The following is a 25,938-nucleotide window of genomic DNA, read 5'->3' on the forward strand; positions in this document are numbered from 1 at the left end:
TGGATAAGGCTGAATGTGAAGCGCAAAGGGATAAATCCAAGGTTAGTATCCTATCAGCTACATTACGGACAGGTCTATTCCCCGATGATCGTAATTTCCGTGTTGATCCATTTGGCTACAGCTATTCCTTTGGCCCTTAGCAGCAGAGTGTTGATGATGTCCTCTCCCCAATTCTGCTCGTTCTGTGAAATCACCCGCGTAATCTGCCCGTTGTCCATCGCCTGCTTCAACGAAGGTGTGAGGCCCAGAGCGATATTATAGCGCGTCAGGCCTTTGGCTTTCCAGACCAGGACAGAGCTTGAGCTGGACACGAAATCCAGACTGACCAAAGCGCTGAAATGGGGATGGGCCGATATCATTTGCTCCAGCTGCAACGCTGCGATGTCCTCACTGCCGTCATTATGACGGATTTCCAGTACATCGATCTCGCTATGCTCCGCCAAATAGTCCTCCAACCCGCGCAGCCGTTCTTGAGTGCCCAGCATGCGGGACATTCCAGACTCCACCAGAATCATCCCTTTTCCGCCAAGCAAGCGTTCCACAGTCTGTCCAATAGTAGCGCCGGTTGCTCTATTATCAGCCCCGATAAAGGCTTCTCTGCTGCTGGCAGGCGAATCCGACTCAAAACAAACAACGGGAATCCCCCGGGATACCGCTTTGTTAATAACGCTGGTAAGCGCCAGGGAATCCGCCGGGGCAATGGCGATTCCGTCTACGCCCCGCTTGATCATCATCTCCATAATCCGGACCTGCTGCTCCAGATTGGCTTCATCAGGCGCTTGAACCAGCAGCTCTACATTATTCTTTTTTGCCACAGCTTCTGCATTCTCGGTTATCATTTCGTAGGTGTCATTCACCATGGGGTAGATAATACCGAAAGTCAGCGGCGGCTCCCCGTTCTGACTTGATGGAGAGTCCAGGGCTTCCTCCGAAGGTGTATTCGTGACTCCGGAGGAACGGGAGCAGCCGCCAAGGATCAAGCCTGCTGCCAGCAGCAGGATAAAGACATGCCGGTTCCGCATTCTGGAAGAAGTCACTAATTCCCCGCCCCTTTACGGATAGGCTGAAGCTGATCCCCGGAATTTCCGTGCTTGCGATATTCCATAGGCGTCATCCCCGTTACTTTCTTGAACAGATTGGAGAAGTAATGCTGATCGTTGTAGCCCACGCTAAACGCAATCTCAAACGTTTTATGTCCCGTTGACTTCAGCAGCTCTTTGGCTTTATCCATGCGTGTGGCCGTCAGGAATTCAGTGATCGTCTGTCCGGTCGCCTGGCTGAAGGTCTTGCTCAGATGGCTGGGACTGACCCTGACCTGACTGGAGATGTCGTTAAGGGAGAGCTGTTCTTTGTCATAATGCTCACTGATATAATGCTTAACTTTGTCAATCAGCTCACGATATTTATCTGCTCCCTCGGATCTCCACTCCCATAGCCGCTCGAATAGCCTGTTCAAATAGTGTAGACCTTCATCTGTATTGGAAATATGCTTCAGCTGCGCCTGGAATTCCTTGATGAGCTCGGCAGGATTTGGGGCCGCACGAAAACATTTTTTAGCCGTCTGTACCAGCTCCAGGGTAATGTCATTCATCAGGTAATAGGCGTACACGGACAGCCAATTCATCTGCTGGAGCTCCGCAGAGAGCTCCAGCAGAAATGCGGGAACCTGCTTGTGGTCTCCCAGCTTCAGAAACTGGATCAGCCGGTTCCGGTCAAGCAGGATGCCGCTAGCGGATGGATCGAAGTAAGCATCAAGCAACGCTGCTGAATTCAGTCTGGACATCTTCTTGAACATCCGGTCATCCTCGGCATCCAGATAGGAGAGATGAATGCCCTGCAGCCGTTCCCGGACATCACCCAGACTGACGGACAGCTCCAGGCCGCAAGCCGCTCTCAGCTTCTGCTTCCAAGTCCCGCAGATCTCTTCCAGGGTACGGCTCATTTGGGCCGGATTACTGCCTTTATAGATCAGTACAGTTTCAGTGCGGCTGCGTTTATAGATGAAGCCTTCTGCCAGCTCCTTCAGCAGGCCTGCGAACAGCGCTTCGGCATCCTGCGGCGCGCATGGGCAGCCCGTTCCTACATCGATATCCGATGGGTTTAACGTAAATATGGCAGTTGCATAGTAAGGGGCCATAAGCAGCAGATCCAGCTGTTCCGCCGATTCGATGGCGGCAGCGGGACTGATCAGTCCTCCGCACAGATCAGCGAACAGATTCTCGGGGGTATAGGCTTGTTTTTGTTTCATCCGAAATTCTTCATCAATCCTGGAGCTGACACTATGGAGCAGCTGCAGAAGATCCGCAGAGCTGAACGGCTTCAGACAATAATCCTCAACCCCAAGCCGTAGCGCCGCCCTGGCATATTGGAAGTCATCATGACCGCTTAGAATAATGATTTTGATCTTCGGGAACTTTTGCCGGACGACAGAGCTCAGCTCCAGCCCGTTCATAAAAGGCATTTTGATGTCGGTAATGAGGATGTCGGGGAGCTGTTCTTCGATGACCGGAAGTGCAAGCTCGCCGTCGGGGGCGTCACCGCAAAAGATAAAGCCTTCCTTCTCCCATTCTACGGATTCCCGTATACTTTCACGGATCAGGATCTCATCATCCACCAGCATAACCTTTTTCATCTTAGGGTCCCCCTGTTCTTGGGTATGCGAACTGTAATTTGTGTACCATAACCTTCTGAACTGTCCAAGCGGATTCCATACTCCTCCCCGAAATACAGCTGTAGCCGCTGATGTACATTCTGCAGACCGAATCCGTTCTGAGTAGTATCCGTATCCTCCGATTGAATGGGATGCTCGATAGATTCTCTGAGCTGCGCCAGCCGTTCTCCGGGAATGCCAATTCCGTTGTCGGCGACTGTGAGAAGGATGGAGTTCGCGTCCGTATGTCCGCCAATGCTGATGAGCCCTTTGCCTCTTTTGTTTTTGATTCCGTGATAGAGGGCATTCTCTATCAAAGGCTGCAGCGTCATATTCAGAATCGGGTATTCCTGCAACTCCTCCGCAACCTCAATCTTGAACTCCAGAATGTCACGGTAACGCATCTGCTGGATGATCAGGTAGCTTTGCGCATGGGCGAGCTCAGAGCGGATCAGTACCCAGTCGCGCCCTTTATTCAGGCTAAGCCGGAAGAACCCGGATAGCGCTTTCACAATCCGGATGACACCATCGTTATTACCCGCTTCAGCCATCCATACAATGGAATCCAGTGTGTTGTATAAAAAATGTGGATTGATCTGTGCCTGCAGCGTCCGCAGCTCCGCCTTTTGCAGCTGCTGCTGCTTGCGGATGCTCTGCTCCAGCAGCGCTTTGATCTGCTCAACCATAATGTTAAAGCTTTGTCCCAGATCGGCAATTTCATCATTGCCGTCCGGTTTGACCTTGGCTTCCAGGTAGCCGCTTGCCGTCAGGCGCATCTTGTGCTGCAGAAGCTGAATGGGCCGGGTCAGCCGCCGCGTAAGCAGATAATTAAGCGTTATGGCGAAAATGATGCTTAAGCCGACGCTGACTATAATCAGCTGCCTGATCCGGTTGGCTTCGGCAACGATCTCCTGCAGCGGGGCCATGCCGATAATCTTCCAGCCTGTCGAAAGGGAGGAGGTATGGACAATGAACCAGGGCGGGCCGGCGATCTGAAGCACAAAGCTTCCGCTCCCGCTTAATTCCCCTGCAGGTAATCCTGTTTCTTGAACCAGGGTCACAGCGGCCTCTTGAACAGGCGGCACATAGATGGGGTTGTTCTGCTGATCCAGCAGGTAGAAGAACCCTGTTGTACCAATCGTCATCTTGTCGCAGAATTCCTTAATGAATGAGTCGTTCAGATCCACAATGATGAATCCGATCACCTCATGCGTAATCCGCTGCTTGACAGCTGTCATGATCGATATGACACCCTGATTCCTATAGGTGAAGCCATCAACCCGGTCATAACCGGAAATCAAGGGTGGAGGAATCCGGAGAATAAGCTCGGGGTTCTGGGACAGTGTCTGGAAATGCGGATTGCGCAGCGGATTAATATTGGATTGAAAGATACCCCTCCGCTCGCTGATCCCCTTGCCGTACAGATTAATCAGGCTGATATTGAGTACATCCTCATATTTGTAGGTGTCCCGGTAGAGTGTAAAGGTCTGCAGAATTTCCTTCGCCTCTTGATAGGTTTCAGATTGTGAGAAAAGAAAATGGATGACCTGGGGGTTATTGCTGAGCTCCAGCAGCCGCTCGGTATCTTTGAACAGATTATCGATATTCGTTCCCAGCATGTCAGCCTGAAGCATACTTGAAGCCTTGCTGTGACTGGAAATGGAAGTATAGGATTTCTGGTAAGAAATGAGACCGACAGCGATCAGCGGTATCGTGGACAGCACAATAAACAAAGCCAGCAGTTTGGCCCTCAGACTGGAGGAGATCCAGTGTGTGATCCGCATCATCGGAATTTCCCTTTCGCAAATAGAGTAGATTTGGCTTCAATATATAGTTTATAACAAATTATGGAATGCCGATACCCAAAGAAGAAAGCGCAATCAAAATTCACACCTTTTAAATATTAAAATACACAAAATCCTCCTGTGGACAAAACAAAGCCAAAAATAGAAAGCAAACGCCAAAGGCTGCCCGTATAACGGACTTTTGTAAGCGATTTATAATGAGCAGAACACCAGAATCTGGTGAATGCCGAGGGGGAGGAATAAATACGTATGAAGAGATTCGGGAAAATGGGAGCAGTGCTTGCACTCACCTTATCTATGGTCATGCTTGGAGCATGCGGCAACAATAATGGGGGGGACAAGGCGGCGAATGCCGGGAATGCAGCAACGGAAGCACCGGCGGCGAATGGCGGAACCAAGACGGAGGCCAAGGACATTACGCTCGGTTTCTCGCAGGTGGGTGCAGAGAGCGGCTGGCGAAGTGCCAATACGAAGTCCATTCAGGATTCAGCCAAGGAAGCGGGCTATACGCTGAAATTCTCGGATGCGCAGCAGAAGCAGGAGAATCAGATTAAGGCCATCCGTTCCTTTATCCAGCAAAAAGTGGATGTGATTGCCTTCTCCCCGGTCGTGGAATCCGGTTGGGATACTGTACTTAAAGAGGCAAAGGCTGCAGGAATTCCGGTGGTTCTGACCGACCGTGCGGTGGATTCCAAAGACACCTCGCTGTATGTTACTTTCCTCGGCTCCGATTTCGTGGAAGAAGGCCGCAAGGCGGGTGAGTGGCTGTCTGATCAGTATAAAGACGCTTCAAAGGACGTTAATATTGTAGAGCTACAGGGAACCACAGGCTCTGCTCCAGCCAATGACCGTATGGCAGGGTTTGCCGAAGTCATCAAGAGCAATCCGCATCTCAAGGTCATTGCCTCTCAGACCGGCGATTTCACCCGGGCCAAAGGTAAGGAAGTTATGCAGGCGTTCCTGAAGGCCAATAAGGATATTGATGTGCTGTACGCCCATAACGATGATATGGCACTCGGGGCAATTCAGGCGATTGAGGCGGCAGGGCTGAAGCCGGGCGAGGACATTAAGATTATCTCTGTCGATGCGGTGAAGGACGGAATGCAGGCAGCCAGCGAAGGTAAAATCAGCTTTATCGTCGAGTGCAATCCGCTGCTTGGACCGCAGCTGATGCAGGTGGTGCAGAATGTAGTTGACGGCCAAGCGGTTGAGGCCCGGATTGTGACCGAGGAATCGACCTTCACTTCCGAGCAGGCCAAGGAAGCGCTGCCTAGCCGTGAATATTAATCAGCAAGCCTAATAGATCGCGTCTAAGGCGGCCGACAACCGCCTTGGCGTTTCTATGGAGAATGAGGAGTGGATACAACCATGAGCACGCAGCTGCCCATACTGCAAATGACCGGGATTCATAAAAGGTTTCCGGGTGTAATAGCGTTAACTAATGTGAACCTCCGCCTGTTCCCTGGTGAGGTTCATGCCTTGATGGGGGAGAATGGTGCAGGCAAGTCAACGCTGATCAAAGTGTTGACCGGTGTCTATTCCATCGATGAGGGCAGGGTAGAAATGGAGGGTGCGCGCATTTCCCTGCACAGCCCGCTGGAGTCGCAGGCTGCGGGAATCAGCACGGTTTATCAGGAGGTCAATCTGTGCCCCAATCTGACAGTAGCCGAGAACATCTTCATTGGCAGAGAGCCGCGAAGATTCGGATGCATTCTATGGAAGGAAATGAATCTGCGCGCTGCGGAGCTGCTTCGGGAACGGATGAATCTGCAGATTGACGTTACCCTTCCCTTGCATATGTATTCTGTAGCGGTTCAGCAGCTCATCGCAATCGCCAGAGCGCTGAATATTTCAGCCAAGGTACTGATTCTGGACGAACCGACCTCAAGTCTGGATCAGAATGAAGTGGAGCAGCTGTTCCGTATTATGAGGAAGCTGCAAAAGGATGGTTTGTCGATATTGTTTGTCACGCATTTTTTGGATCAGATGTACGAAATCTGCGACCGGGTAACCATCCTGCGGGGTGGTGAGCTTGTCGGTGAATATAGGGTTAAGGAGCTATCCCGGCTGGATCTGGTCTTAAAAATGATCGGTAAGGATCTTAATTTGCTGGAAGAGCTGCCGGGTCTGGCAGCAGAATACAAGGATGCCTTGGGGGATGAGCTGATCAAAGCTGAAGGGCTGGGCCGCAAAGGCGGAATTGAGCCGTTCGATCTGTCGATCCGCAAGGGTGAGGTAGTAGGGCTGGCAGGACTTCTCGGATCTGGGCGGACAGAGGCAGCCCGGCTGTTCTTCGGTGCCGACAAAGCGGATTCCGGGCAATTGACGCTAGCGGAATCAGGAGGTGGGGTACATTCGCCACGGGAAGCCATTGGACGGCGGATCGCCTTCTGTTCGGAGAACCGCAAGACAGAGGGGATTATCGGCGATCTGTCGGTAAGAGAGAATATTATCCTTGCACTGCAGGCCAAGTACGGCATGTTCAAGACCATTTCACGCAGGCGGCAGGAGGAGATGGCTGAAGAATATATCCGCATGCTGAATATCAATCCTCCAAATCCCGACCTGCTGATCAAGAATTTAAGCGGCGGAAATCAGCAGAAGGTTCTGCTGGCACGGTGGCTGCTGACGGAGCCTGAGTTGTTTATTCTCGATGAGCCGACACGGGGCATTGACATTGGAGCCAAGGCAGAAATTCAAAAGCTGGTGCTGACGCTCTCACGGCAGGGTATGTCATTCCTGTTCATCTCCTCCGAGCTGGAGGAAGTGCTGCGGGTCAGCGACCGGATCGCCATCTTGCGCGACCGCCGCAAAGTGAAGGAAATTTCGGATAAGGACATGAGCCAGCAGCAAATTATGCAGGCGATTGCGGGAGGCTGACACGATCATGAGCCAACTGGTAAAACATCATTTATTCTGGCCGCTGTGTGTTCTGGCTGTACTGCTGCTGTTCAACCTGTGCTATTCGCCGGACTTCTTCTCAATTACCGTCCATGACGGACATTTATACGGAAGCCTGATTGATATTCTTAACTTCGGAGCACCGCTTATCCTGGTGGCCATCGGGATGACACTGGTAGTGGCAACCAAAGGCATCGACCTGTCTGTCGGCTCCATTGTCGCTATATCCGGCGCCATTGCCTGCCTGAGCATCAGCAAAGCTTCAGACCAGAATGCCCTGGGTCTGATCCTGACCTCGGTGCTGCTGGCAGCAGGTTTGTCGCTCATGCTTGGCGTATGGAACGGTCTGCTCGTCTCCGGGGCCGGAATTCAGCCGATTATAGCCACGCTGATTCTGATGGTAGCGGGGCGGGGGATCGCCCAGCTGGTTACAGGCGGACAGATAATTACGGTAACCAGCTCGAAGTATGCCTATATCGGGTCCGGCTCATTTGCTGCGCTGCCATTTTCAATATTTGTAGTAGCCCTAATCCTGGTCATTGCCGTGCTGCTTACCCGTAAGACCGCTCTGGGCCTGTTTATAGAATCGGTGGGCTGCAATCCGGCCGCCAGCTCCATGTCCGGTATCCGCGCCCGTTGGGTTATTCTGTCGGTGTACGTATTCTGCGGTTTATGCGCCGGCATTGCCGGACTATTGCTCAGCTCGAATGTTTCCAGCGCCGACGGCAATAACGCCGGACTCTGGTATGAGCTCGACGCTATTCTGGCGGTAGTCATCGGGGGGACGTCATTGAACGGCGGACGTTTTTATCTTACGGGTACCGTAATCGGTGCGCTGATTATCCAGACGCTGACCACAACCATCTATATGATCGGCGTCCCGCCGGAAATCACACTGGTCGTCAAAGCTTGTGTCGTGCTGGCGGTCTGCCTGATTCAATCGGATACCTTCCGGGCCGCTATGGCCGCCCGCTGGAAGTCGCGGCATTATCCCGCAGAGAAGGAAGTGACCCGTCATGTCTCTTAACCGCAAGTTTATTCCGATTGTGGTCACCATTGTGCTGTTCCTCGTCATGTTCGCCGCCGGTTCCTTCCGGTATACCGGATTCTTCTCCCTGCAGGTGCTGATGAATCTGCTCATCGACAATGCCTTTCTGCTGATCACGGCCGTTGGCATGTCCTTTGTCATCCTGTCAGGCGGCATAGATCTCTCGGTCGGCTCTATCATTGCCTTATCGACCATGGTATCCGCAAGCCTGGTGCAGCAGCAGGGGTGGCCGCCGGCAGTTGTTATTCCGCTGGTGCTTCTGATGGGTGCGTTGTTTGGCACCATTATGGGAGCGATCATTCATTATTTCACAATCCAGCCGTTCATTGTAACGCTGGCAGGAATGTTCCTGGCCCGGGGCTTATGTTATGTAATCAGCATTGATACCATTACCATTGATAATTCCTTCTACACAGCCATTGCCCAGACGAGAATCCCGCTGCCGGGCGGCAGCTTTCTCTCGATCAGTGCCGTTATTGCTCTTGTTGCCGTTGCTGTGGCGATCTTCACCGCCCATTACACCCGGTTTGGCCGCAACGTGTATGCGCTTGGGGGCAATGAGCAATCGGCTCTGCTGATGGGGCTTCCGGTTGCGAGAACCAAGGTGCTTGTCTATACGCTTAGCGGATTATGCTCGGCGCTTGCAGGGGTGGTCTTCACCTTTTATATGCTGTCGGGTTATGGGCTTCATGCTGTTGGCTTTGAGCTGGATACCATCGCGGCTGTTGTCATTGGCGGAACACTGCTGACTGGCGGTGTAGGCTATGTGCTGGGGACCTTCTTCGGTGTACTCATCCAAGGTGTGATTCAGACCATTATCAGCTTCGAGGGCACACTCAGCTCTTGGTGGACCAAAATTGTCATTGGCCTGCTGCTGTTCATTTTTATCCTCCTGCAACGGGTGTTAAGCTCAAGGCGGTTGACTCTAAAAGAATAAGAAGACTGGTTGGGGAGACAAATAATTCTTGTCTCCCCATGTTTTTGCTATATAATTGTAATCGCTATCATATGAAGGAGGGGTCCTGTTGAGAACGGCTAAGGGGTGCCTGGTTCTCCTACTGTTACTGCTGCTGGGCGGCTGCTCAGGCGGCGGAGGCAACAATACGCAGGTATTGATGATGCCTCATCATTCTCCTGCAGTGAATACCGGCTTGCTGCCGCCGGCAGATAGAGCCATGGTCAAGCCGATTGTGCTGGGCTTCTCCCAGCTTGGATCGGAGAGTACCTGGCGGGAGGCGAATACCGCTTCGATCCGTGAAGCCGCCGGGGAGGCGGGGATCACCCTTGTCCTGAAGAACGCAGAACAAGATCAGCAGCAACAGTTCGATGCCATTCGTGCCTTTATCCGGAGCGATGTTGATGTCATAGCGATTGCTCCTGTGGTTCAGACCGGCTGGGAACCGATTCTTCTGGAAATCAGGCAGGCAGGGATTCCGGTTATTATTGTGGACCGTTCAGTCAACGTGAAGAACAGCTCGCTCTATGTCACTTTTATCGGTTCTGACTTTTATGAAGAAGGGGTAAAGGCAGCCAAATATGTGATAGATAAGATGCGCCATCATAGTGAAGCCATCCATATCGCAGAATTGCAGGGTACCGTAGGTTCAACGCCGTCGATTGACCGTGGGCGCGGGTTCCGGAAGATGCTCGGGGACAAGCAGAACCTCCGGATTACAATGACTGCACCGGCAGATTTCACACAAAGCGGCGGACGTGAGGTAATGAGGACTTTTTTGCAGCAACCGAAGGAGAAGTGGCCCCAGGTGCTCTTTGCCCATAATGATGATATGGCTATTGGTGCTGTGGAGGCTATGAAAGAGGCCGGTATTGTACCGGGCACCGATATAATAATAGTTTCAGTGGACGGCACACGGCGGGCATTTGAACAGATGGCGGCGGGAAGCATTAATGCTGTTGTCGAATGCAATCCGATGCTGGGCCCCCTGCTGATGCAGGCAGTTAATGAGATTATGGCTGGCCGGACGCTGCCCAAGCGAATGATAACGCCGGAGGACATTTACACGCAAGAACTGGCGGGTAGGGAGATAGACAACCGCAAATATTGAAGAATCAGCCAGGCGCTTTTGCTCCGGCTTTTTTTTATGCAGATAAAACGCCAAAAAAATTCAACTTTTCAAACAAAAAACTACATTGTTCCAAACTGGAAATTAGTTTAAGATGATCTCGAATAACAAATATTAGTAGAATCATCTAAAGAATCCTAGAGGGGAGGAGCTGCCGGCGACCGTTATTTGTGCGGCAGCCGATTGAAAGGGATTACAAATTAATCTTAATGGAGGTATGCCGATGTTTAAAAAACTCTTGGTCATTGCAATAACCCTTGTCTTATTCCTAAACGGTCTGCCCATGATGTCTGTGTCTGCTGCAAATAATGCCACGGCCAAGCAGCCGGGGAATTCCAATCCTCTGATGGATCACAAGCTGGGTGCCGATCCTTTCGCCCTGACGTATAACGGAAGAGTCTATGTCTATATGTCCAGCGATGCCTACGTTTATAACAGCAACGGAACCGTGAAGGACAATGATTTCAGCGCCTTGAATAAAATCAATGTCATCTCCTCGGCGGATATGGTGAACTGGACAGATCACGGCGCCATTCCGGTGGCCGGAGCCAATAATGTCAACGGCAGCGCCGGCATTGCCAAATGGGCCTCTCTCTCCTGGGCGCCTTCGGCGGCGGTGAAAAAAATTAACGGACAGGATAAATTTTTCCTGTATTTTGCAAACGGTGCATCAGGCATCGGCGTGTTAACAGCCAATTCTCCGATTGGCCCCTGGTCGGATCCGCTGGGCAAAGCGCTGGTGACAGGGTCTACTCCCGGCATGTCCGGCGTGACCTGGCTGTTTGATCCGGCTGTCCTGGTGGACGATGACGGCAGCGGATATCTGTATGCCGGCGGGGGAATCCCCAACACTTCGGACCCGGCATCTGTAGCCAATCCCCGCACAGCTCGTGTGCTGAGACTGGGTGCGGATATGACGAGCATTGTTGGAAGCGCATCCACAATTGACGCTCCCTATATGTTCGAGGATTCGGGAATTCACAAATACGGCGGCAAATATTATTACTCGTATTGCTTCAATTTCTCCGGCACACACCCGGCTGCCTATCCGGCAGGTGAAATCGGGTACATGGTGAGCAGCAGTCCGATGGGACCATTTACGTATACCGGACATTTTCTGAAGAATCCTTATACCTTCTTCGGTGTAGGCGGCAACAACCACCATGCGGTATTTAACTTCAATAACCAGTGGTATGTAGTGTATCATGCCCAGACCGTGGCGAAGGCTGTACTCGGGGACGGCAAAGGCTACCGCTCTCCGCATATCAACAAGCTTGTCCATAATGCAAACGGGACCATTCAGGAGGTTCAGGGAGATCTGGCGGGTATTGCCCAGATTGCCAATCTGAATCCGTTCACCAGAGTCGAAGCCGAGACCATCGGTTGGAATGCAGGCATTGCTACTGAAGCTACTCAGGCTGCGGGCGGCCCTGTAAGCAATATGAATGTGACCAGCATTCACAATGGAGACTGGGTTGCCGTCGGCAATGCCGATTTCGGTTCCGGTGCTACCAGCTTCAAGGCTAACGTGGCTTCTACCACAGGCGGCAAAATCGAACTCCGGCTGGACAGCGCAACCGGACCGCTAGTGGGCACGCTTAATGTCCCTTCTACAGGAGGAGCGCAAGCCTGGCAGGAGGTAGAAACCTCTGTCACCAATGCGACAGGAGTTCACAGACTCTACCTGGTATTCACCGGATCAGGCTCCGGCAACCTGTTCAATCTGGATTACTGGCAGTTCTCTGAGGGGGGCACCACGACTCCTTCCAGAAGTAAGGTTGAAGCAGAAGACATGAGCTTAAGCGGCACGTATGCAGGTAAGATCACTACCCCGTTCAGCGGAGTGGCGTTATACGGGAATGATGACGCGGCTGCGTTCAATCAGTATTTTGCTTTTGGTACTCATAATGTCTCAGTCCGGGGTGCTTCCAGCAACTCTGCTACGGCCAAAGTTGATCTGCAGATCGGCGGGGTGACTGTCGGCTCCTTCAGCTTCAGCGGGACTACACCTTCCGTACAGACCCTGTCCAATGTGGCACACGGCACCGGCAATCAGGAGGTCAAGCTGGTCGTAACCACGGACGATGGAACCTGGGATGTGCTTGTGGACTATATTGAATGGAGCCAATGATCGTACAAGCAGGCAGGAGGTCAGGCACTATGGTCAAAAAAACGGGGCTGTTTTTGCTGGCAATTTCGCTCTTGCTAGGCATACTGTTCAATCCTTCGACGGTTGCCGCTGCAACATTTACCAATCCGTTCATCTATGCCGATGCCCCGGACAATGATGTAATTAGGGTAGGCGGCGTATATTATATGACCAGCACCACCATGCACATGAACCCCGGCGTTCCCATCATGAAGTCCTATGATCTGGTGAACTGGGAGATCGTGAACTACGTCTACGATACCTATGCTAACGGCGATGCACAGAATCTGAACAACGGACAGAATGAGTACGGCAAGGGTTCCTGGGCAAGCAGCCTCAGATACAATAACGGTATCTACTATGTGAGCTTTGGGTCCAATTCTACCGGCAAAACCTATATCTATCAGACGGCGGATATTGAAAATGGTCCATGGATCTCATCTGTGCTGGGCAGCTATTATCATGACGCGTCGCTGCTGTTCGATAACGGCCGGGTGTTCCTGGTATACGGTGTCGATAATATCAGCCTGATTGAGCTGACGGCGGACGCCAAAGCTATCAAGTCAGGAGGAATCAACCAGGTTATTATCCCCGGCTCCAGCAATATTGCCGGTTCAAGCTTCATTGTGAAGGCGGAAGGTGCGCATATCCAGAAGATCAACGGCTATTATTATGTCTTTCTGATCTGCTGGCCTTCGGGAAGCGGACGCACACAATTGACTTACCGCTCCACCAGCTTAACCGGTGGCTATACGGGTCAGGTATCACTTAACGACTCCGGCATTGCCCAGGGCGGAATCGTGGACACGCCATCCGGCTCCTGGTATGCCATGCTCTTCAGGGACAGCGGAGCGGTTGGACGGATGCCGTATCTGGTTCCGGTATCCTGGTCCGGCAACTGGCCGGTCTTCGGAAGCGGGGGCAAAGCGCCGCGCACGCTGAATATGCCTGCTGAAGGCTATCCTGTGAAGAAGGTGTACGCGTCCGATGAGTTCTCAGCGGCTTCCGCCTCTGCGGAGCTAATTGTGAATGGCGGCTTTGAAGCGGCAGACATCAGCCCTTGGATGAATAACAATACGGCAGCGGTGGCCGTTACTGCTGCGGAACGTTATAGCGGTTCGAGCAGCGTACTGGTCAGCGGGAGACAACAGACGGGTGCAGGACTGAAGCAGGATCTCACCGGGAAGGTGACCGCTGGCACAGTCTATATGTTCTCGGCAAAGGTTAAATACACGACAGGCCCGGCTACCAAGTCCTTTAACCTGGATATCCAGAATGGGCCAAGCTATACCGGTATTACGATTCTGGGCTCTGCCACATTGACCCGGGGAGAGTGGGGCACCATCCAGGGAACCTATACACTTCCCGCCGGTGCCGATCTGTCCCAGACCTTTATTTTTGTTGAAACCCCTTACAATTCTGCTCCGGATGCCGCCAATGACCTGATGAACTTTTATGTGGACGATGTGTCGTTGGCAGGTACAGCTTCGTCAGAAGCGGAGCTTGCCAAGGTATGGCAGTGGAATCATAATCCCGACAACACCAAGTGGTCCCTGACACAGCGTCCCGGCTTCATGCGGTTAACCACCGGCAAGGTAAGCACAAATATTCTGGATGCCCGAAACACGCTGACCCAGCGGACGTTCGGACCGAAAAGCACGGGCGTCACCGCCCTGGAGACCAGCGGTATGAAGGACGGGGATTACGCAGGTCTGGCTGCATTCCAGGCTAAATACGGCTTCGTGGGTGTGAAAAGGTCCGGCAATTCCAAGTCCATTGTAATGGTTAATGCCGGCTCCGGATCGATGACTGAAGTGGCAAACGTGCCGCTCAGCCAGAACAGAGTCTATCTGAAGGTGGTCTGTGATTACACCAACCAGACAGACAAGGCCTATTTCTACTACAGCCTTGACGGCAGCAACTGGACGTCGGCAGGCAATACGCTGCAGATGTCCTATACAATGCCCCACTTCATGGGCTACCGGTTTGCACTGTTCAATTATGCAACGAAGGCTGCGGGCGGTTATGCGGATTTTGATTATTTACGTCTGGAATAGCTGCATTTGAATCTAAATAAGAAGCACTAAAGAAATAAACAAAAAGCAAAAGAAGCGGAGGGGAAATTTGGAACTGTAGGAGCGGTAGCGACCGCCTTTGTCACCGGATTTCACCTACGAACAGCGGTTTAAATCAAGAAATCTGGAGACAACAGCGGCCGGAAGTCCAAATGTTCACCGTAGTGACGATGAAGCTTCAAGTTCAAAACTTAAGTGCGTCTTATATAATCATCCAAAGGAGATGTATTCAATTGAAGAACAGCATCAAAAAGCTAGTAGGCGGGCTGGCTTTAGCCAGTGTCCTGCTCACCTCTGTCATGGCAGGCAACGCCAGCGCAGCACTTACCAATGGACCTAAGTTCCTGGGAAATATCATTGCAGGCAGTGCTCCCGGGAACTTCACCACCTACTGGAATCAGGTCACCCCTGAGAATGGCACCAAATGGGGAGCGGTCGAAGGCAACCGCAATAATATGAACTGGGGCAATGCGGATATGATCTATAACTATGCGATTAGCAAGAACATCCCGTTCAAGTTCCATACCCTAGTGTGGGGAAGCCAGGAGCCTAACTGGGTTGCAGGCTTATCGGCAGCGGAGCAAAAGGCGGAGATCAGCTCATTCATTACTCAGGCAGGCCAGCGTTATTCCGCAAAGTCAGCCTTTGTGGATGTCGTCAATGAACCGCTGCATGCCAAGCCTTCGTACCGCAATGCCATCGGCGGTGACGGAAGCACCGGCTGGGATTGGGTCATCTGGTCCTTCCAGCAAGCACGAGCGGCGTTCCCGAATTCCAAGCTGCTCATCAATGAATATGGCATTATCGGTGACCCCAGCTTGACGGATAAGTATGTGACCATTATCAATCACCTGAAGTCCAGAGGACTGATCGACGGAATCGGCATTCAGTGCCATCATTTCAATATGGATACAGTTAGCGTCTCTACGATGAATACCGTGCTGGGCAAATTGGCCGCGACAGGCCTGCCTATCTACGTCTCTGAGCTGGATATCACCGGCGACGACAACACACAGCTTAACAGATACAAAGAGAAGTTCCCGGTGCTCTGGAATCATCCTTCGGTAAAAGGCGTAACCCTCTGGGGCTACATCCAGAATCAGACCTGGGCAGCCAACACCCATCTGGTGAATTCCAACGGCACAGAGCGCCCTGCATTGAAATGGCTGAAGCAATACCTGGGCGGTTCATCGGCTCTTATGGAATCGACAGACGCTCAGGAAATTACGGAGAGTACGGACAGTGTGGACAGTACGGACAGTGTGGTCGAGCCAGAGCTTCAACTGGATCTCCAACCAGTGCTGGAACCCGTTCCGGCTGAGTAAGCTGAAGCAGGCCTTCAGCATAAGGGCTGTTGTCAAAGTGTGAACAAGGCTGTTTCTGATGCGTGAATATGGCTGCTCCCCATGCGCGGTAAGACGCGCCGGGAGCAGCCTTTTTTTTGTGAGATGGGGAGTGCGGAGGCGTTCGAGCGGAATGTAAGCGAAAAACCGAACACATTGGGGAGTGCGGAGGCGTGCGAGCGGAATGTAAGCGAAAAACCGGCACATTGGGGAGTGCGGAGTCGTTCGAGCGGAATGTAAGCGAAAAACCGAACACATTGGGGAGTGCGGAGTCGTTCGAGCGGAATGTAATCGAAAAACCGAACACATTGGGGAGTGCAGAGGCGTGTGGGCGGAATGTAATCGAAAAACCGAACACATTGGGGAGTGCAGCGGCGTGCGAGCGGAATGTAATCGGAAAGCCGAACACATTGGGCAGTGCAGAGGCGTGTGGGCGGAATGTAAGCGAAAAACCGAACACATTGGGGAGTGCGGAGTCGTTCGAGCGGAATGTAAGCGGAAAACCGAACACATTGGGCAGTGCGGAGGCGTACGAGCGGAATGTAATCGAAAAACCGAACACATTGGGGAGTGCGGAGTCGTTCGAGCGGAATGTAAGCGGAAAACCGAACACATTGTACTTGTGTAGCTGGACCATAAGGTCTTTTGTGATCTTCATCTTGCGTTCGCTGACCAAAAGTGGCACACTAGTAAAAGATACAGTAAACGTGGCAAAGAATGCCCCGCTCCCTTCTCTTTAAGAAGGCGGCGGGGTTTTGTGCGTTTAGAGATTAATTTTATTGCAAAGCGGGGGAATTGGAGTGGGATTTACAGAAGAACATGACCATTGGTTAAGCAATCATTTGAAACGAAGAAAGGGGGAGCGGCTTGATGCGCTAAAGCGGGGGCATAGCTACGGTAACCGCTTATTCGTGGAATATGTGTGGTGGCCGCTTGTTGGATATTTTCAGGGACTCCATCCGGAATATGAAGTTAAGGACTGGCGTGGGAGATCGTATTTTATTGATTTACTGTGGAAGGTCGGTTCCTCGCGTATTGCATTTGAGATTATGGATTATGGATCGCATGGCACGGACCGGAGCAAATACCGGATGGACTTGAATCGCGGTCTCTTCCTGCAATCACAGGACTACATGGTTCTCTATATCTCGCTGGATGAGATGAAAGACAATCCGCCTTTTGTTCTCTCCACAATGCGGAACGTTCTGGCTCCTTATTTGTCGGCCGGAACTGCTAATAAAAGAAAAGACAAATCCTATTCTCGAATTGAACGAGATCTGATGCGGTTAGCCATCCGTAACCACCGTGTCCTCCGTCCGGGTGATGCCGCGAGAGAACTTGAGCTACATAATACGACAGTTATTAAATACAGCCGTATGCTGGTGGATAAGGGGAAATTTCGCCCTGTAGCGAGAGGGGTATCTCCACGAGTTACATACTACGAGTATATAGGTACCATTCAAAGCCCGGATTTGGTCTGAAGAATAGTACAACCCGGAATGTAAGCGAAAAACCGAACACATTGGACGCTGCGTGGGCGCGTAGGCCAAATGTAAGCGAAAAACCGAACACATTGGACGCTAGCGTGGGCGCGTGGGCCAAATATAAGCGAAAAACCGAACACATTGGACGCTGCGTGGGCGCGTGGGCCAAATGTAAGCGAAAAACCGAACACATTGGACGCTGCGTGGGCGCGTGGGCCAAATGCAAGCGAAAAACCGAACACATTGGGCGGTGCTGAGGTGGATGGGCCAAATGTAAGCGAAAAACCGAACACATTGGACGCTGCGTGGGCGTGTGGGCCAAATGTATGCGAAAAACTTAGCACCAGCACCAACATCGCTCACCCGCATAGGTAAGTTTCCCCGCGCCCACCAAGGCATCCGCCAATCTCACCCCCCACCCCCATCCGCCGGAGGAAGGGGTACAATCCCCTCCCTATACACCTTCCTGTACTGTGACGGCGTGTAAGAAGTAACCTTCTTGAAGATCTTAGAGAAATACAGCGGGTCGTGGTAGCCGACCGAATAAGCCAGTGATTTAACAGATAACCGGGACTCGCCCAGCAGCTCGCAGGCCCGCTGAATCCGGAAGGCGGTCAGATAACCTGAGATGGAGGTGCCCGTCTCCTTCTTGAACAGCCGGAACAAGTAGCTGCGCTCGATTGTGACATAATCCACGACATCCAGAACCGACAAGGAAGACTTCCAAAAGTTCCTCTCCATATATGCCTTGGCTGAACCTACATAGTCTTTCTTGAGGGAGGCCTGTTCGCTTGGATAATACTCCATGTAATAGGTTAGCAACAGACGAAGTCCGGCATCCGACCGCTCCCGTTCATACGGCTCCAGTGCATTCGCCTCGACTCTGTCGAACAGGGGCTTGAGGTCCTGCGGAGCAGCCGCTGCAACGGGGTGATCCGGTGACATATGAATCATCTCCAATAACCGCAAGGCCTCCGCACCACCACATTCAATCCAGCAATACGCCCACGGGTCCTGCGGATCAGGATAATAATACACCTCCATCTGCGGGAAAATAATGAAGCTGTCTCCGGCCTCCAGAGGATAAACCGCCTGGCTTGTCTTCAAATACCCCCTGCCGCTTACGATATAATGCAGGGCATAGACATCACGGACACCTGGTCCCCATCTGTGCAGATTTGGAGGCTTATACCCGTTCCCCTTCACCATCGGTCCCTCGCTGAGTCCATATTCCTTAGCATTCATAGTCAGCACCCGTATCCTTTAACAGTATGATACTACTAGGGTATAGCAATCTGACGAATAAAGATAGATCGCTTGAATCGGGACCGCACTTCAAATCGACAACCGCACCTTTCCGTAACCGCATGTAAAAATGACAACGCTTTCTTAAGAATGTTGGCTTACGCCGTCCCTGGGCTTGAAGGTAAACTGAAGGTACAAGGGAGGAGCGAATATGGAATTGCAAACACAGGTTAGGAGTCCCGGGACTGGAGGAAGCCGGCGGTTGTTTTTATGGAAGCGTTTCAAAAAACAGAAGATCCTGCATTTGTTCGTCGGGCTTGGCATGATCTATCTGCTGATCTTCGCGTATACGCCAATGTTTGGTATTCTGATGGCCTTCAAGGATTACAGCATCTCCGGCGGGATCAAAGGGATCTTCACGAGCGACTGGGTCGGCCTGAAGTATTTCGATGAATTCGTACATGACTATCAATTCGGCAAGCTGGTCCGCAACACGCTGGTCCTCAGTCTGCTGAAGGTCATCTTCGCCTTCCCGGCACCGATTCTGCTGGCGATTATGCTGAATGAAGTGAAGCACATGGCCTTCAAGCGGTTGGTGCAGACGATCAGCTATCTGCCGCATTTTATCTCCTGGGTCGTCGTGGTTGGCGTATCCTATGCCTTCCTGTCCGCCGATGTCGGTGTGGTCAATAAGGCGCTGATGGCGATGGGCTTCACGGATGAGCCGCTGGCCTTCCTGACCAGTCCGAATTACTTTTGGGGGCTGGCGGTAGGGAGTGCGGTGTGGAAGGAGATGGGCTGGTGGACGATTATTTTTCTGGCGGCGATATCGGGGATCAGTCCTTCCCTCTATGAAGCTGCGGAGATTGACGGTGCCGGAAGGCTGGCTCGTATCCGTTATATCACCCTGCCGGGGATGAAGGGGACCATCGTTGTTGTACTGGTGCTGACCATCGGAAGTATTCTCGGTGGCGGACTGGTGGGTTCCAACTTCGAGCAGGCCTACCTGTTCGGCAACAGTATCAATAATCCAACCTCTGAGATTGTCCAGACCTACGCATTCAGGGTGGGGTTAAGCGACGGGCGGTTCTCCTACGCAGCGGCGATAGATTTAATCCAATCCGTGATTTCGGTAGCGCTGATATTCTCCAGTAACTATATTGCCAAACGGGTGTCAGGCTCAAGTCTTTTTTAGAGAGAGGAGGAAAGGCTGTGCTGAAGAGTCAGCGGCAGAAGGATTTTGTTTTTGACAGCGTGATCTATGTGGTATTGTTCGTTATTATGCTCACGATGCTGTATCCGTTCTATTATGTGTTAATTGCTTCCTTCAATAAAGGCTCGGACTCGCTGCTGGGCGGTGTGTATCTGTGGCCCCGGAACTTTACCCTGGAGAATTACCGGGTGTTCATGGATGATCCCAAGTGGGTGAAGGCGTTCCTGGTCTCCGTACTGCGGACGGTTTCCGGTACTTTGCTTGGACTGCTGCTCACCAGCATTGTCGCTTACGGCCTGTCCCATCGTGATCTGTTATTCAGCAAGGTCTATTTCACAGTGATCGTATTCGCCATGTACTTCTCCGGCGGACTGATCCCTTATTATGTAGTCCTGCGTTCACTAGGCTTGCTGAATTCCTTTGCGGTATACATTGTCCCGTCCATGCTCAGCACGTTCTTCCTGCTCATTGCGATCTCATTCTTCCGCGAGATTCCTGCTGAGCTAAAAGAGTCTGCGCATATAGACGGTGCCGGTGAGCTTACGATATTCTTCCGCATCATCCTGCCGGTCTCAACGCCGGTGCTGGCGACCATGGCCTTGTTCATGGGGGTTGGGCAATGGAATTCCTGGCTGGATTCAGCTTATTTCGTCCAGTCCGAGGAGCTGCGTACGCTGGCCTTCCGCATGATGGAGGTCATCAACAAGAGCAATTCTCCTATGGATTCGCTGGCGGTAGCCAACAGTGTCTCGGCGGGTGTCACCAGCTTCTCCTTACAGGTCACTTCAATGGTGGTGTCCATTGTTCCCATTATCTGTGTGTACCCGTTCCTGCAGAAGTATTTCGTACATGGCATCATGCTGGGTTCGGTAAAAGGTTAGACAATTCATAATTTCAATCATGGAGGGATTAGCTTGAACAAAAGCAGAAGCTTCAAAATGGTTGTAGCCGCGCTGGCAATTGCCGTATTATCCGCCTGCGGCAGCGGAGGAAATGCCGCTCAGATCGCCCCGTCCGGCAGTCCGGACGCAGCAGCAGGCGGGAATTCTCCGGCCAAACCTGCGGAAGTGAAGGAATTGAGCCTGTTCATTGATGCGTCGTGGTACCCGGTTACGGAATGGAAGGGCCCGGTCGCCGATATGATTACCGAGAAGACGGGAGTGAAGCTCAAGGTTACAGTCGCTACCGATGATAAGCAGCTTCCGCTGATGATTGCCTCCGGTGACCTGCCGGACCTGGTGTTCACCTCTTCCAATATAGACCGGTTATCAGACTCGAAGCTGTCCTATTCCTGGAATGAGCTGATTGAGAAATATGCGCCGGATTTCAAGATTGACAAGACCCGGATTGCCATCCATACCATGGATGACGGCAAGTTCTATACCGTGCGGAATTCCTTTGCGACCCAGGAGGAGATGAAGAATAGTAAATATTCGTTAGGCAGCGACGGCAACCCGGGCATCGCGGTACGGGAGGATATTCTGAAGGAGCTGGGGAATCCGCCGATCAAGACCCTGGATGATTTCGTCAAGGTGCTGGGCATGGTCAAGGAGAAATATCCCGAGATGGTCCCGCTGATCATGGATAAGGACTGGATTGAACAGTATTTCCTGGCCCAGTTCGGTACGGAGACCCTGCTCGACGGCTGGTATGAACAGGACGGCAAGGTGGAATATGCGATCAGGCAGCCCAAGATGCTGGAATTTTTCAAGTTCATGAATAGCCTGTACCGCAATGGCTATATCCTGGCTGAGAATTTCGCACTGGCTAATGACCAGATTGATGATCAATATGCTACGGGCGGCAAAGCCTTCGCCCATAGCCATACCGTATCCACCGCAGATACCGATAACATCAAGATCAAGAGCAATCAGGGGGACTTCTCCTTCAAGATGCTGCCAAGCGTATTGTCGAAGGATGCCAAGGTAGTCAGCTCAGGACTCGGCTTCTCCGGAACCTTCATCACCAAGAAGAATAGGGACCCGGAGGCCTCCATCAAATTCATCCAGTATCTGGCCAGCGACGAGGGTAAGAAGCTGACGATGTTCGGAGTCGAAGGGGTACACTGGACCTGGAATGAAGAGGGCCACCCCGACTTCAAATATAATCCATCCGATGCCGATTTTGTGAACAGCAACGGGATTAAGTGGTGGTATCTCTATAACGATGGGGTTACCGAGGGCATGCTGTCTTATGTTCCTGAGCTGCAGAAGACGCAGGCGCTGATGGATCTGAAGTCCGTCAGAGTCTATAAGCCGGAGATCGGGCTGATTCAGACCCAGCCGGATTCACAGGAGAAGACCATCAAGACGAAGATTGACGAGATGGTCAAGAATGAGAAGGTCAAGATCTATCTGGCAGAATCGGAGGCGGCGGCAGTGGCAGCCTATGAGAATATGCTGAAGAATGCAGAGAACATAGGGCTGCAGAAGCTCACCGACTGGGCGAATACAACCTATCAGAAGAAGAAGGATTTATTTAAGTAAGCGGCTTCCTACCGGTAGAGACTTGTCTCTACCGGGTTTTACATGTTCATGGTAGGATAAGAAAAAAGAAGTCGGGCACCGGGGGGGCAGGCTGCCGTGAGCATTGTGCGCAAAATGATATTAGGATATATCCTGCTGATTTTTATACCGGTCGTTACCTTCGGCTATTATTATTACAGCAAGCTCTATGACAGTGTAAGCAGACAGTTTGTGGAGAGCCGTCAGAAGATACTGGAGCAGGCCTATTCCAATATGAAGGCGGATCTGGCCCGGATCGATTCCACCCAGCGGATGCTCCAGTACAACCCGTATGTCACTGACTATCTGGACGGCAGCTATGAGACGGACTCAGAGAGCATATATGCCTATAACCGTTATATCAATCCGGTGATTCTGCAATCGCTTAATATCAGTCCGGAGATCGACACGTTCAGAATCTATATAACCAAGCAGGGCGTGCTGCCCATTACTGACCGGCTGCTCGAACTATCGGCGCTGGATGAACAGGGTGCCGGGGCTACCCGTATGCTGCGGCCGGGACAGGGCAAATGGATACTCCCCGACTCCAAGGTCGAAGCACCCCCGCTGGTGTTCTATCAGAACATATATAATCATGACTTTACCGAGATTGTCGGACTGCTGGAGCTGCGGGTCGGCAGTGAGCTGATCCGCAAATTCTACCGGGCGACAGGCGGAGGAGATTGGACCGCTATGCTTCTGCCGCCGGAGGGGGAGCTGCCGGAGAGGGAAGGCATCCCCTCGGCGGTTGATCCTGCAACCTGGGCAAGAATGGCATCGGGAGAGTCGCAGACGTATTTCATCAACCGTGAGGTCATCGTCAACCAGCTGTTTATTCAGGAGCTGGGTGTCCGGGTTGCCGTGATCGGCAAGGTATCCGAGGTGTTCCGTTCGATCAGGAGCCAGGAGATCGTGATGATTACAACGCTCGCCGTTCTTCTGACGTTATTGTCTTTTGCTTATTACACCCTGGCTTCGACGATTACCAAGCGCGTCCTCCGGCTCGCCCGGCATATGCGCAACTTAAATGATGATAACCTGAAGCAGTCGATCAGCAAGGAAGATAAGCCGGGCCGCAAGGATGAGATCAGTTTCCTGACGGAGACTTATAATTCCATGCTCCTGCGTATGGATGAGCTGATCAACAATGTCCACCGGGCGGAGCTGCGCAATAAGGAAGCCGCTTACAAAGTCCTTCAGGCCCAGATCAAACCGCATTTCCTCTATAACACGCTGGAGACCATCCGGATGCTGGCGGAATCCAACAATGACCAGGAAGTGGCTGAAATCTCGTACTGGTTCGGCAAACTTATGCGGTACAGCCTGTCCGCCCAAGAGGATCATACGGTCCTCTCCAAAGAGATCGAGACCGTGGTCTTCTACCTCAATATTCATAAAATGCGGCTGCAGAAGAGACTGACCTATGAGGTCGATATCGCTGTGACTGACGAGCAAATGAGCTGTCCAAGGTTCATCCTCCAGCCGCTGGTCGAGAATAGCATCATCCATGGAGCCTCCGTGACGCTCCGGCCTGTCCATATCCGGATTCAGGCCGCCGAGACGGAGGACGTGATCAGGATAAGTGTGTCGGACAGCGGCATAGGTATTCCTGAAGACCGGTTGCTGCAGCTCCATAGCCGGTTATCCAATGGAGAGGATGTGGAGCCCCGGGAGGAGGCGGAAGGAGGCGTGGGGCTGTATAACGTCAGCGAGCGGATTAAATCGTTCTATGGCGGAGCTTCACGGCTGGTTCTGGAGAGTGAGGAGGGCAAGGGTACCTGCTTGACTATTATCATAGCGAAAGGGGCGGCGAGCGAGCATGCGAATCTTAATAGTAGACGATGAGCCGATCATCCTTGGAGGACTGGTCAAGGTGATTGGCGCAGCCGCGCCGGTCGGAACCGAAATCCGGGAGGCCGGCGACGCCTTCGAGGCTCTTGGGATCATGAAGGAATACATGCCGGATGTTACGGTAACCGATCTGCATATGCCGGAGAAAAACGGGTTTGAAATGATGGAGGAGGCCAAGGAAAACGGTTTATGTGAGCGCTTTATTATTCTCACGGGATATGATGATTTTGAATACGCTCGCAGGGCACTCCGATACGGAGTGATTGACTACCTGCTGAAGCCGGTGGACAAGGGGGAGATGGCAAATCTGCTGAAGCAATTAAACAGGGATCTCCCATCCCTAGACAACACGGACTGTCCCCCTCATGCCAAACAGATTCTTGCGTATACCCAATTGAATTATATGAACGACCTCTCTCTTGATCATCTGGCTGACCTGATGAAGCTTCATCCCAATTACATCAGCAACCTCTTCAAAAAGGTGACCGGCGATACATTTGTGAATTATCTGAATGCCACCCGGATCAAAGAAGCGCAAAAGCTGCTTAGTGCCCACCGCAATCTGCCAGTGGGCGAGATCGGCCGCCGGGTCGGGTATGAGAATAAGCATTACTTCAATAAAGTATTCAAGAAATATACCGGCAGCACACCGGGTGCCTACCGGGAGGCACATTGAAGCCTTAGCCCGGAGGGGCGGCGAGCGGAATGCGGGATTGATACTATCATCTCATCCCCCGCTTAGCCTTCATGCACTTCAGATTATAGGTGCGGCCGTAGGCTTTGGCGTATCTGATCATTTGGTCAAGCATACGGGCGTCCTTCAGTTTGGTGAACGGGCAGGGATCGGGGGCGGTATTCACTTCCAGAATCCATGGGCTAAGCCGCCGGTCTAAGGCGAAATCTACGCCGATTTCATTCAGCGCCGGATAGGCAGAACTTAACTGAATGGCAGACTTCACGCCAAGTTCGTTCATTTGCGTGATCAGAGCGCTGTGCTTCTTCAGGCTAGTGTGAACGCCAAGCAGTTCCTCGACCGGATATATGGTCCCGCCCTGACTTCCATTCGTAACCACCTTCTGCGGATGCGCGACGCGTCCTGCCGCTCCTGTAGCTTCCCACTTTCCCTTAGGATTGCGCTGCACCATTACGCGGATATCAAACGGCCGCCCGCCGTATGTCAGAAGATGGATGCCCTTCTGTACTAAATAGGGTTTCCCTCCGGTCTCCTCCATGATTGCTTGATATGCCTTGTCATAATCAGCGAATGTGCTCAGCCGTGTACCTGCCTGATAGCGGTAGGTGCATTTTTGCGTCACGACAGAAGCTCTCCCGCCAGAGCGGCCCCGGCTTGTAGGTGTCCTCTGTTCAACCCGGATAACCCCCTCGCCAAGGGAGCCGCAGCAGGGCTTAATATATACCATCTGGTATTTCTGCAGCATTGCATGCAGAACACTCCGGCTCATTCTTCTTGTGTCCGGGATATACCTCTTTAATTCCGGCTTCTCCGCCAGTACTCTTGTCTTCGTCAGTTTATTGGAAATACGGTTGATCTGCTGCTTCTTCATCGTAGCCCTCCGTCCGGTAGC

At 52.1% G+C, this 25,938-nt stretch carries 19 protein-coding genes; 14 read left to right on the top strand and 5 right to left on the bottom strand.

Annotated elements, in window-relative coordinates; translation table 11 throughout:
• Window positions 1-74 precede the first annotated feature (74 nt).
• Genes R50912_RS12665 through R50912_RS12675 form a run of 3 tightly spaced genes read right to left on the bottom strand, consistent with a single transcriptional unit; the run spans window position 75 to window position 4,437 of the window.
• The gene (locus R50912_RS12665; protein WP_052416270.1) at window positions 75-1,037 is read right to left on the bottom strand and encodes a sugar ABC transporter substrate-binding protein; all 963 of its coding nucleotides are present in this window, start codon (window positions 1,035-1,037) and stop codon (window positions 75-77) included.
• Complete coding sequence (locus R50912_RS12670; RefSeq protein ID WP_042235241.1) at window positions 1,037-2,632, bottom strand: response regulator transcription factor; 1,596 nt, start codon at window positions 2,630-2,632, stop codon at window positions 1,037-1,039. The genes R50912_RS12665 and R50912_RS12670 overlap by 1 nt, the downstream gene beginning before the upstream one ends.
• Window positions 2,629-4,437 carry a cache domain-containing sensor histidine kinase gene (locus R50912_RS12675; RefSeq protein ID WP_231637842.1) on the bottom strand — a complete coding sequence of 603 codons (1,809 nt, stop codon included), beginning with the start codon at window positions 4,435-4,437 and terminating at the stop codon, window positions 2,629-2,631. Before R50912_RS12675 ends, R50912_RS12670 begins: the two co-directional genes overlap by 4 nt.
• A gap of 267 nt (window positions 4,438-4,704) precedes the next feature.
• On the opposite strand from R50912_RS12675, the gene R50912_RS12680 reads away from it, so the two are divergent.
• The 9 genes from R50912_RS12680 (at window position 4,705) to R50912_RS12725 (ending at window position 17,536) form a co-directional block, all read left to right on the top strand.
• Complete coding sequence (locus R50912_RS12680) at window positions 4,705-5,742, top strand: ABC transporter substrate-binding protein (protein WP_042235243.1); 1,038 nt, start codon at window positions 4,705-4,707, stop codon at window positions 5,740-5,742.
• Window positions 5,743-5,811: 69 nt separating this feature from the next.
• Window positions 5,812-7,335, top strand: a complete 1,524-nt coding sequence (locus R50912_RS12685; RefSeq protein WP_231637843.1) for a sugar ABC transporter ATP-binding protein — start codon at window positions 5,812-5,814, stop codon at window positions 7,333-7,335.
• A 7-nt stretch (window positions 7,336-7,342) separates the two neighbouring features.
• Window positions 7,343-8,383, top strand: coding sequence for an ABC transporter permease (locus R50912_RS12690; protein ID WP_042235247.1), 1,041 nt, complete (start codon window positions 7,343-7,345; stop codon window positions 8,381-8,383).
• A complete protein-coding gene (gene yjfF, locus R50912_RS12695) occupies window positions 8,373-9,341 on the top strand; it encodes a galactofuranose ABC transporter, permease protein YjfF (RefSeq protein ID WP_042235249.1) in 969 nt (322 codons plus the stop codon). Before R50912_RS12690 ends, yjfF begins: the two co-directional genes overlap by 11 nt.
• A gap of 88 nt (window positions 9,342-9,429) precedes the next feature.
• A complete protein-coding gene (locus tag R50912_RS12700; RefSeq protein WP_231637844.1) occupies window positions 9,430-10,470 on the top strand; it encodes an ABC transporter substrate-binding protein in 1,041 nt (346 codons plus the stop codon).
• Window positions 10,471-10,711: 241 nt separating this feature from the next.
• Window positions 10,712-12,619, top strand: a complete 1,908-nt coding sequence (locus R50912_RS12705; RefSeq protein WP_042235251.1) for a carbohydrate-binding protein — start codon at window positions 10,712-10,714, stop codon at window positions 12,617-12,619.
• 29 nt (window positions 12,620-12,648) lie between these two features.
• Window positions 12,649-14,694 (top strand): beta-xylosidase family glycoside hydrolase, encoded by a 2,046-nt coding sequence (locus R50912_RS12710; protein WP_042235253.1) that lies wholly within the window; start codon window positions 12,649-12,651, stop codon window positions 14,692-14,694.
• 251 nt (window positions 14,695-14,945) lie between these two features.
• Entirely contained in the window at window positions 14,946-16,037 is a 1,092-nt protein-coding gene (locus tag R50912_RS12715; RefSeq protein WP_231637845.1) for an endo-1,4-beta-xylanase, read from the top strand.
• 818 nt (window positions 16,038-16,855) lie between these two features.
• Window positions 16,856-17,536, top strand: a complete 681-nt coding sequence (locus tag R50912_RS12725; RefSeq protein ID WP_042235257.1) for a hypothetical protein — start codon at window positions 16,856-16,858, stop codon at window positions 17,534-17,536.
• Between the two features lie 411 nt (window positions 17,537-17,947).
• On the opposite strand, the gene R50912_RS12730 is transcribed toward R50912_RS12725, so the two are convergent.
• A complete protein-coding gene (locus R50912_RS12730; RefSeq protein WP_042235259.1) occupies window positions 17,948-18,784 on the bottom strand; it encodes a helix-turn-helix domain-containing protein in 837 nt (278 codons plus the stop codon).
• Between the two features lie 211 nt (window positions 18,785-18,995).
• On the opposite strand from R50912_RS12730, the gene R50912_RS12735 reads away from it, so the two are divergent.
• The 5 genes from R50912_RS12735 to R50912_RS12755 all read left to right on the top strand — a co-directional run bounded on the left by R50912_RS12735 (window position 18,996) and on the right by R50912_RS12755 (window position 25,028).
• Window positions 18,996-19,979, top strand: a complete 984-nt coding sequence (locus R50912_RS12735; protein WP_042235261.1) for an ABC transporter permease — start codon at window positions 18,996-18,998, stop codon at window positions 19,977-19,979.
• Between the two features lie 17 nt (window positions 19,980-19,996).
• A complete protein-coding gene (locus tag R50912_RS12740; protein WP_042235263.1) occupies window positions 19,997-20,878 on the top strand; it encodes a carbohydrate ABC transporter permease in 882 nt (293 codons plus the stop codon).
• 33 nt (window positions 20,879-20,911) lie between these two features.
• Entirely contained in the window at window positions 20,912-22,483 is a 1,572-nt protein-coding gene (locus R50912_RS12745; RefSeq protein WP_052416272.1) for an extracellular solute-binding protein, read from the top strand.
• A 96-nt stretch (window positions 22,484-22,579) separates the two neighbouring features.
• Entirely contained in the window at window positions 22,580-24,346 is a 1,767-nt protein-coding gene (locus tag R50912_RS12750) for a sensor histidine kinase (protein ID WP_042235265.1), read from the top strand.
• Window positions 24,321-25,028: a response regulator transcription factor gene (locus tag R50912_RS12755; RefSeq protein WP_042235267.1), complete on the top strand. Its 708-nt coding sequence runs from the start codon at window positions 24,321-24,323 to the stop codon at window positions 25,026-25,028. The genes R50912_RS12750 and R50912_RS12755 overlap by 26 nt, the downstream gene beginning before the upstream one ends.
• Window positions 25,029-25,074: 46 nt before the next feature.
• On the opposite strand, the gene R50912_RS12760 is transcribed toward R50912_RS12755, so the two are convergent.
• Entirely contained in the window at window positions 25,075-25,917 is an 843-nt protein-coding gene (locus R50912_RS12760) for a YheC/YheD family protein (protein WP_042235269.1), read from the bottom strand.
• Window positions 25,918-25,938 lie beyond the last annotated feature (21 nt).

Source organism: Paenibacillus sp. FSL R5-0912, from assembly GCF_000758605.1.
Lineage (GTDB): Bacteria > Bacillota > Bacilli > Paenibacillales > Paenibacillaceae > Paenibacillus_AQ.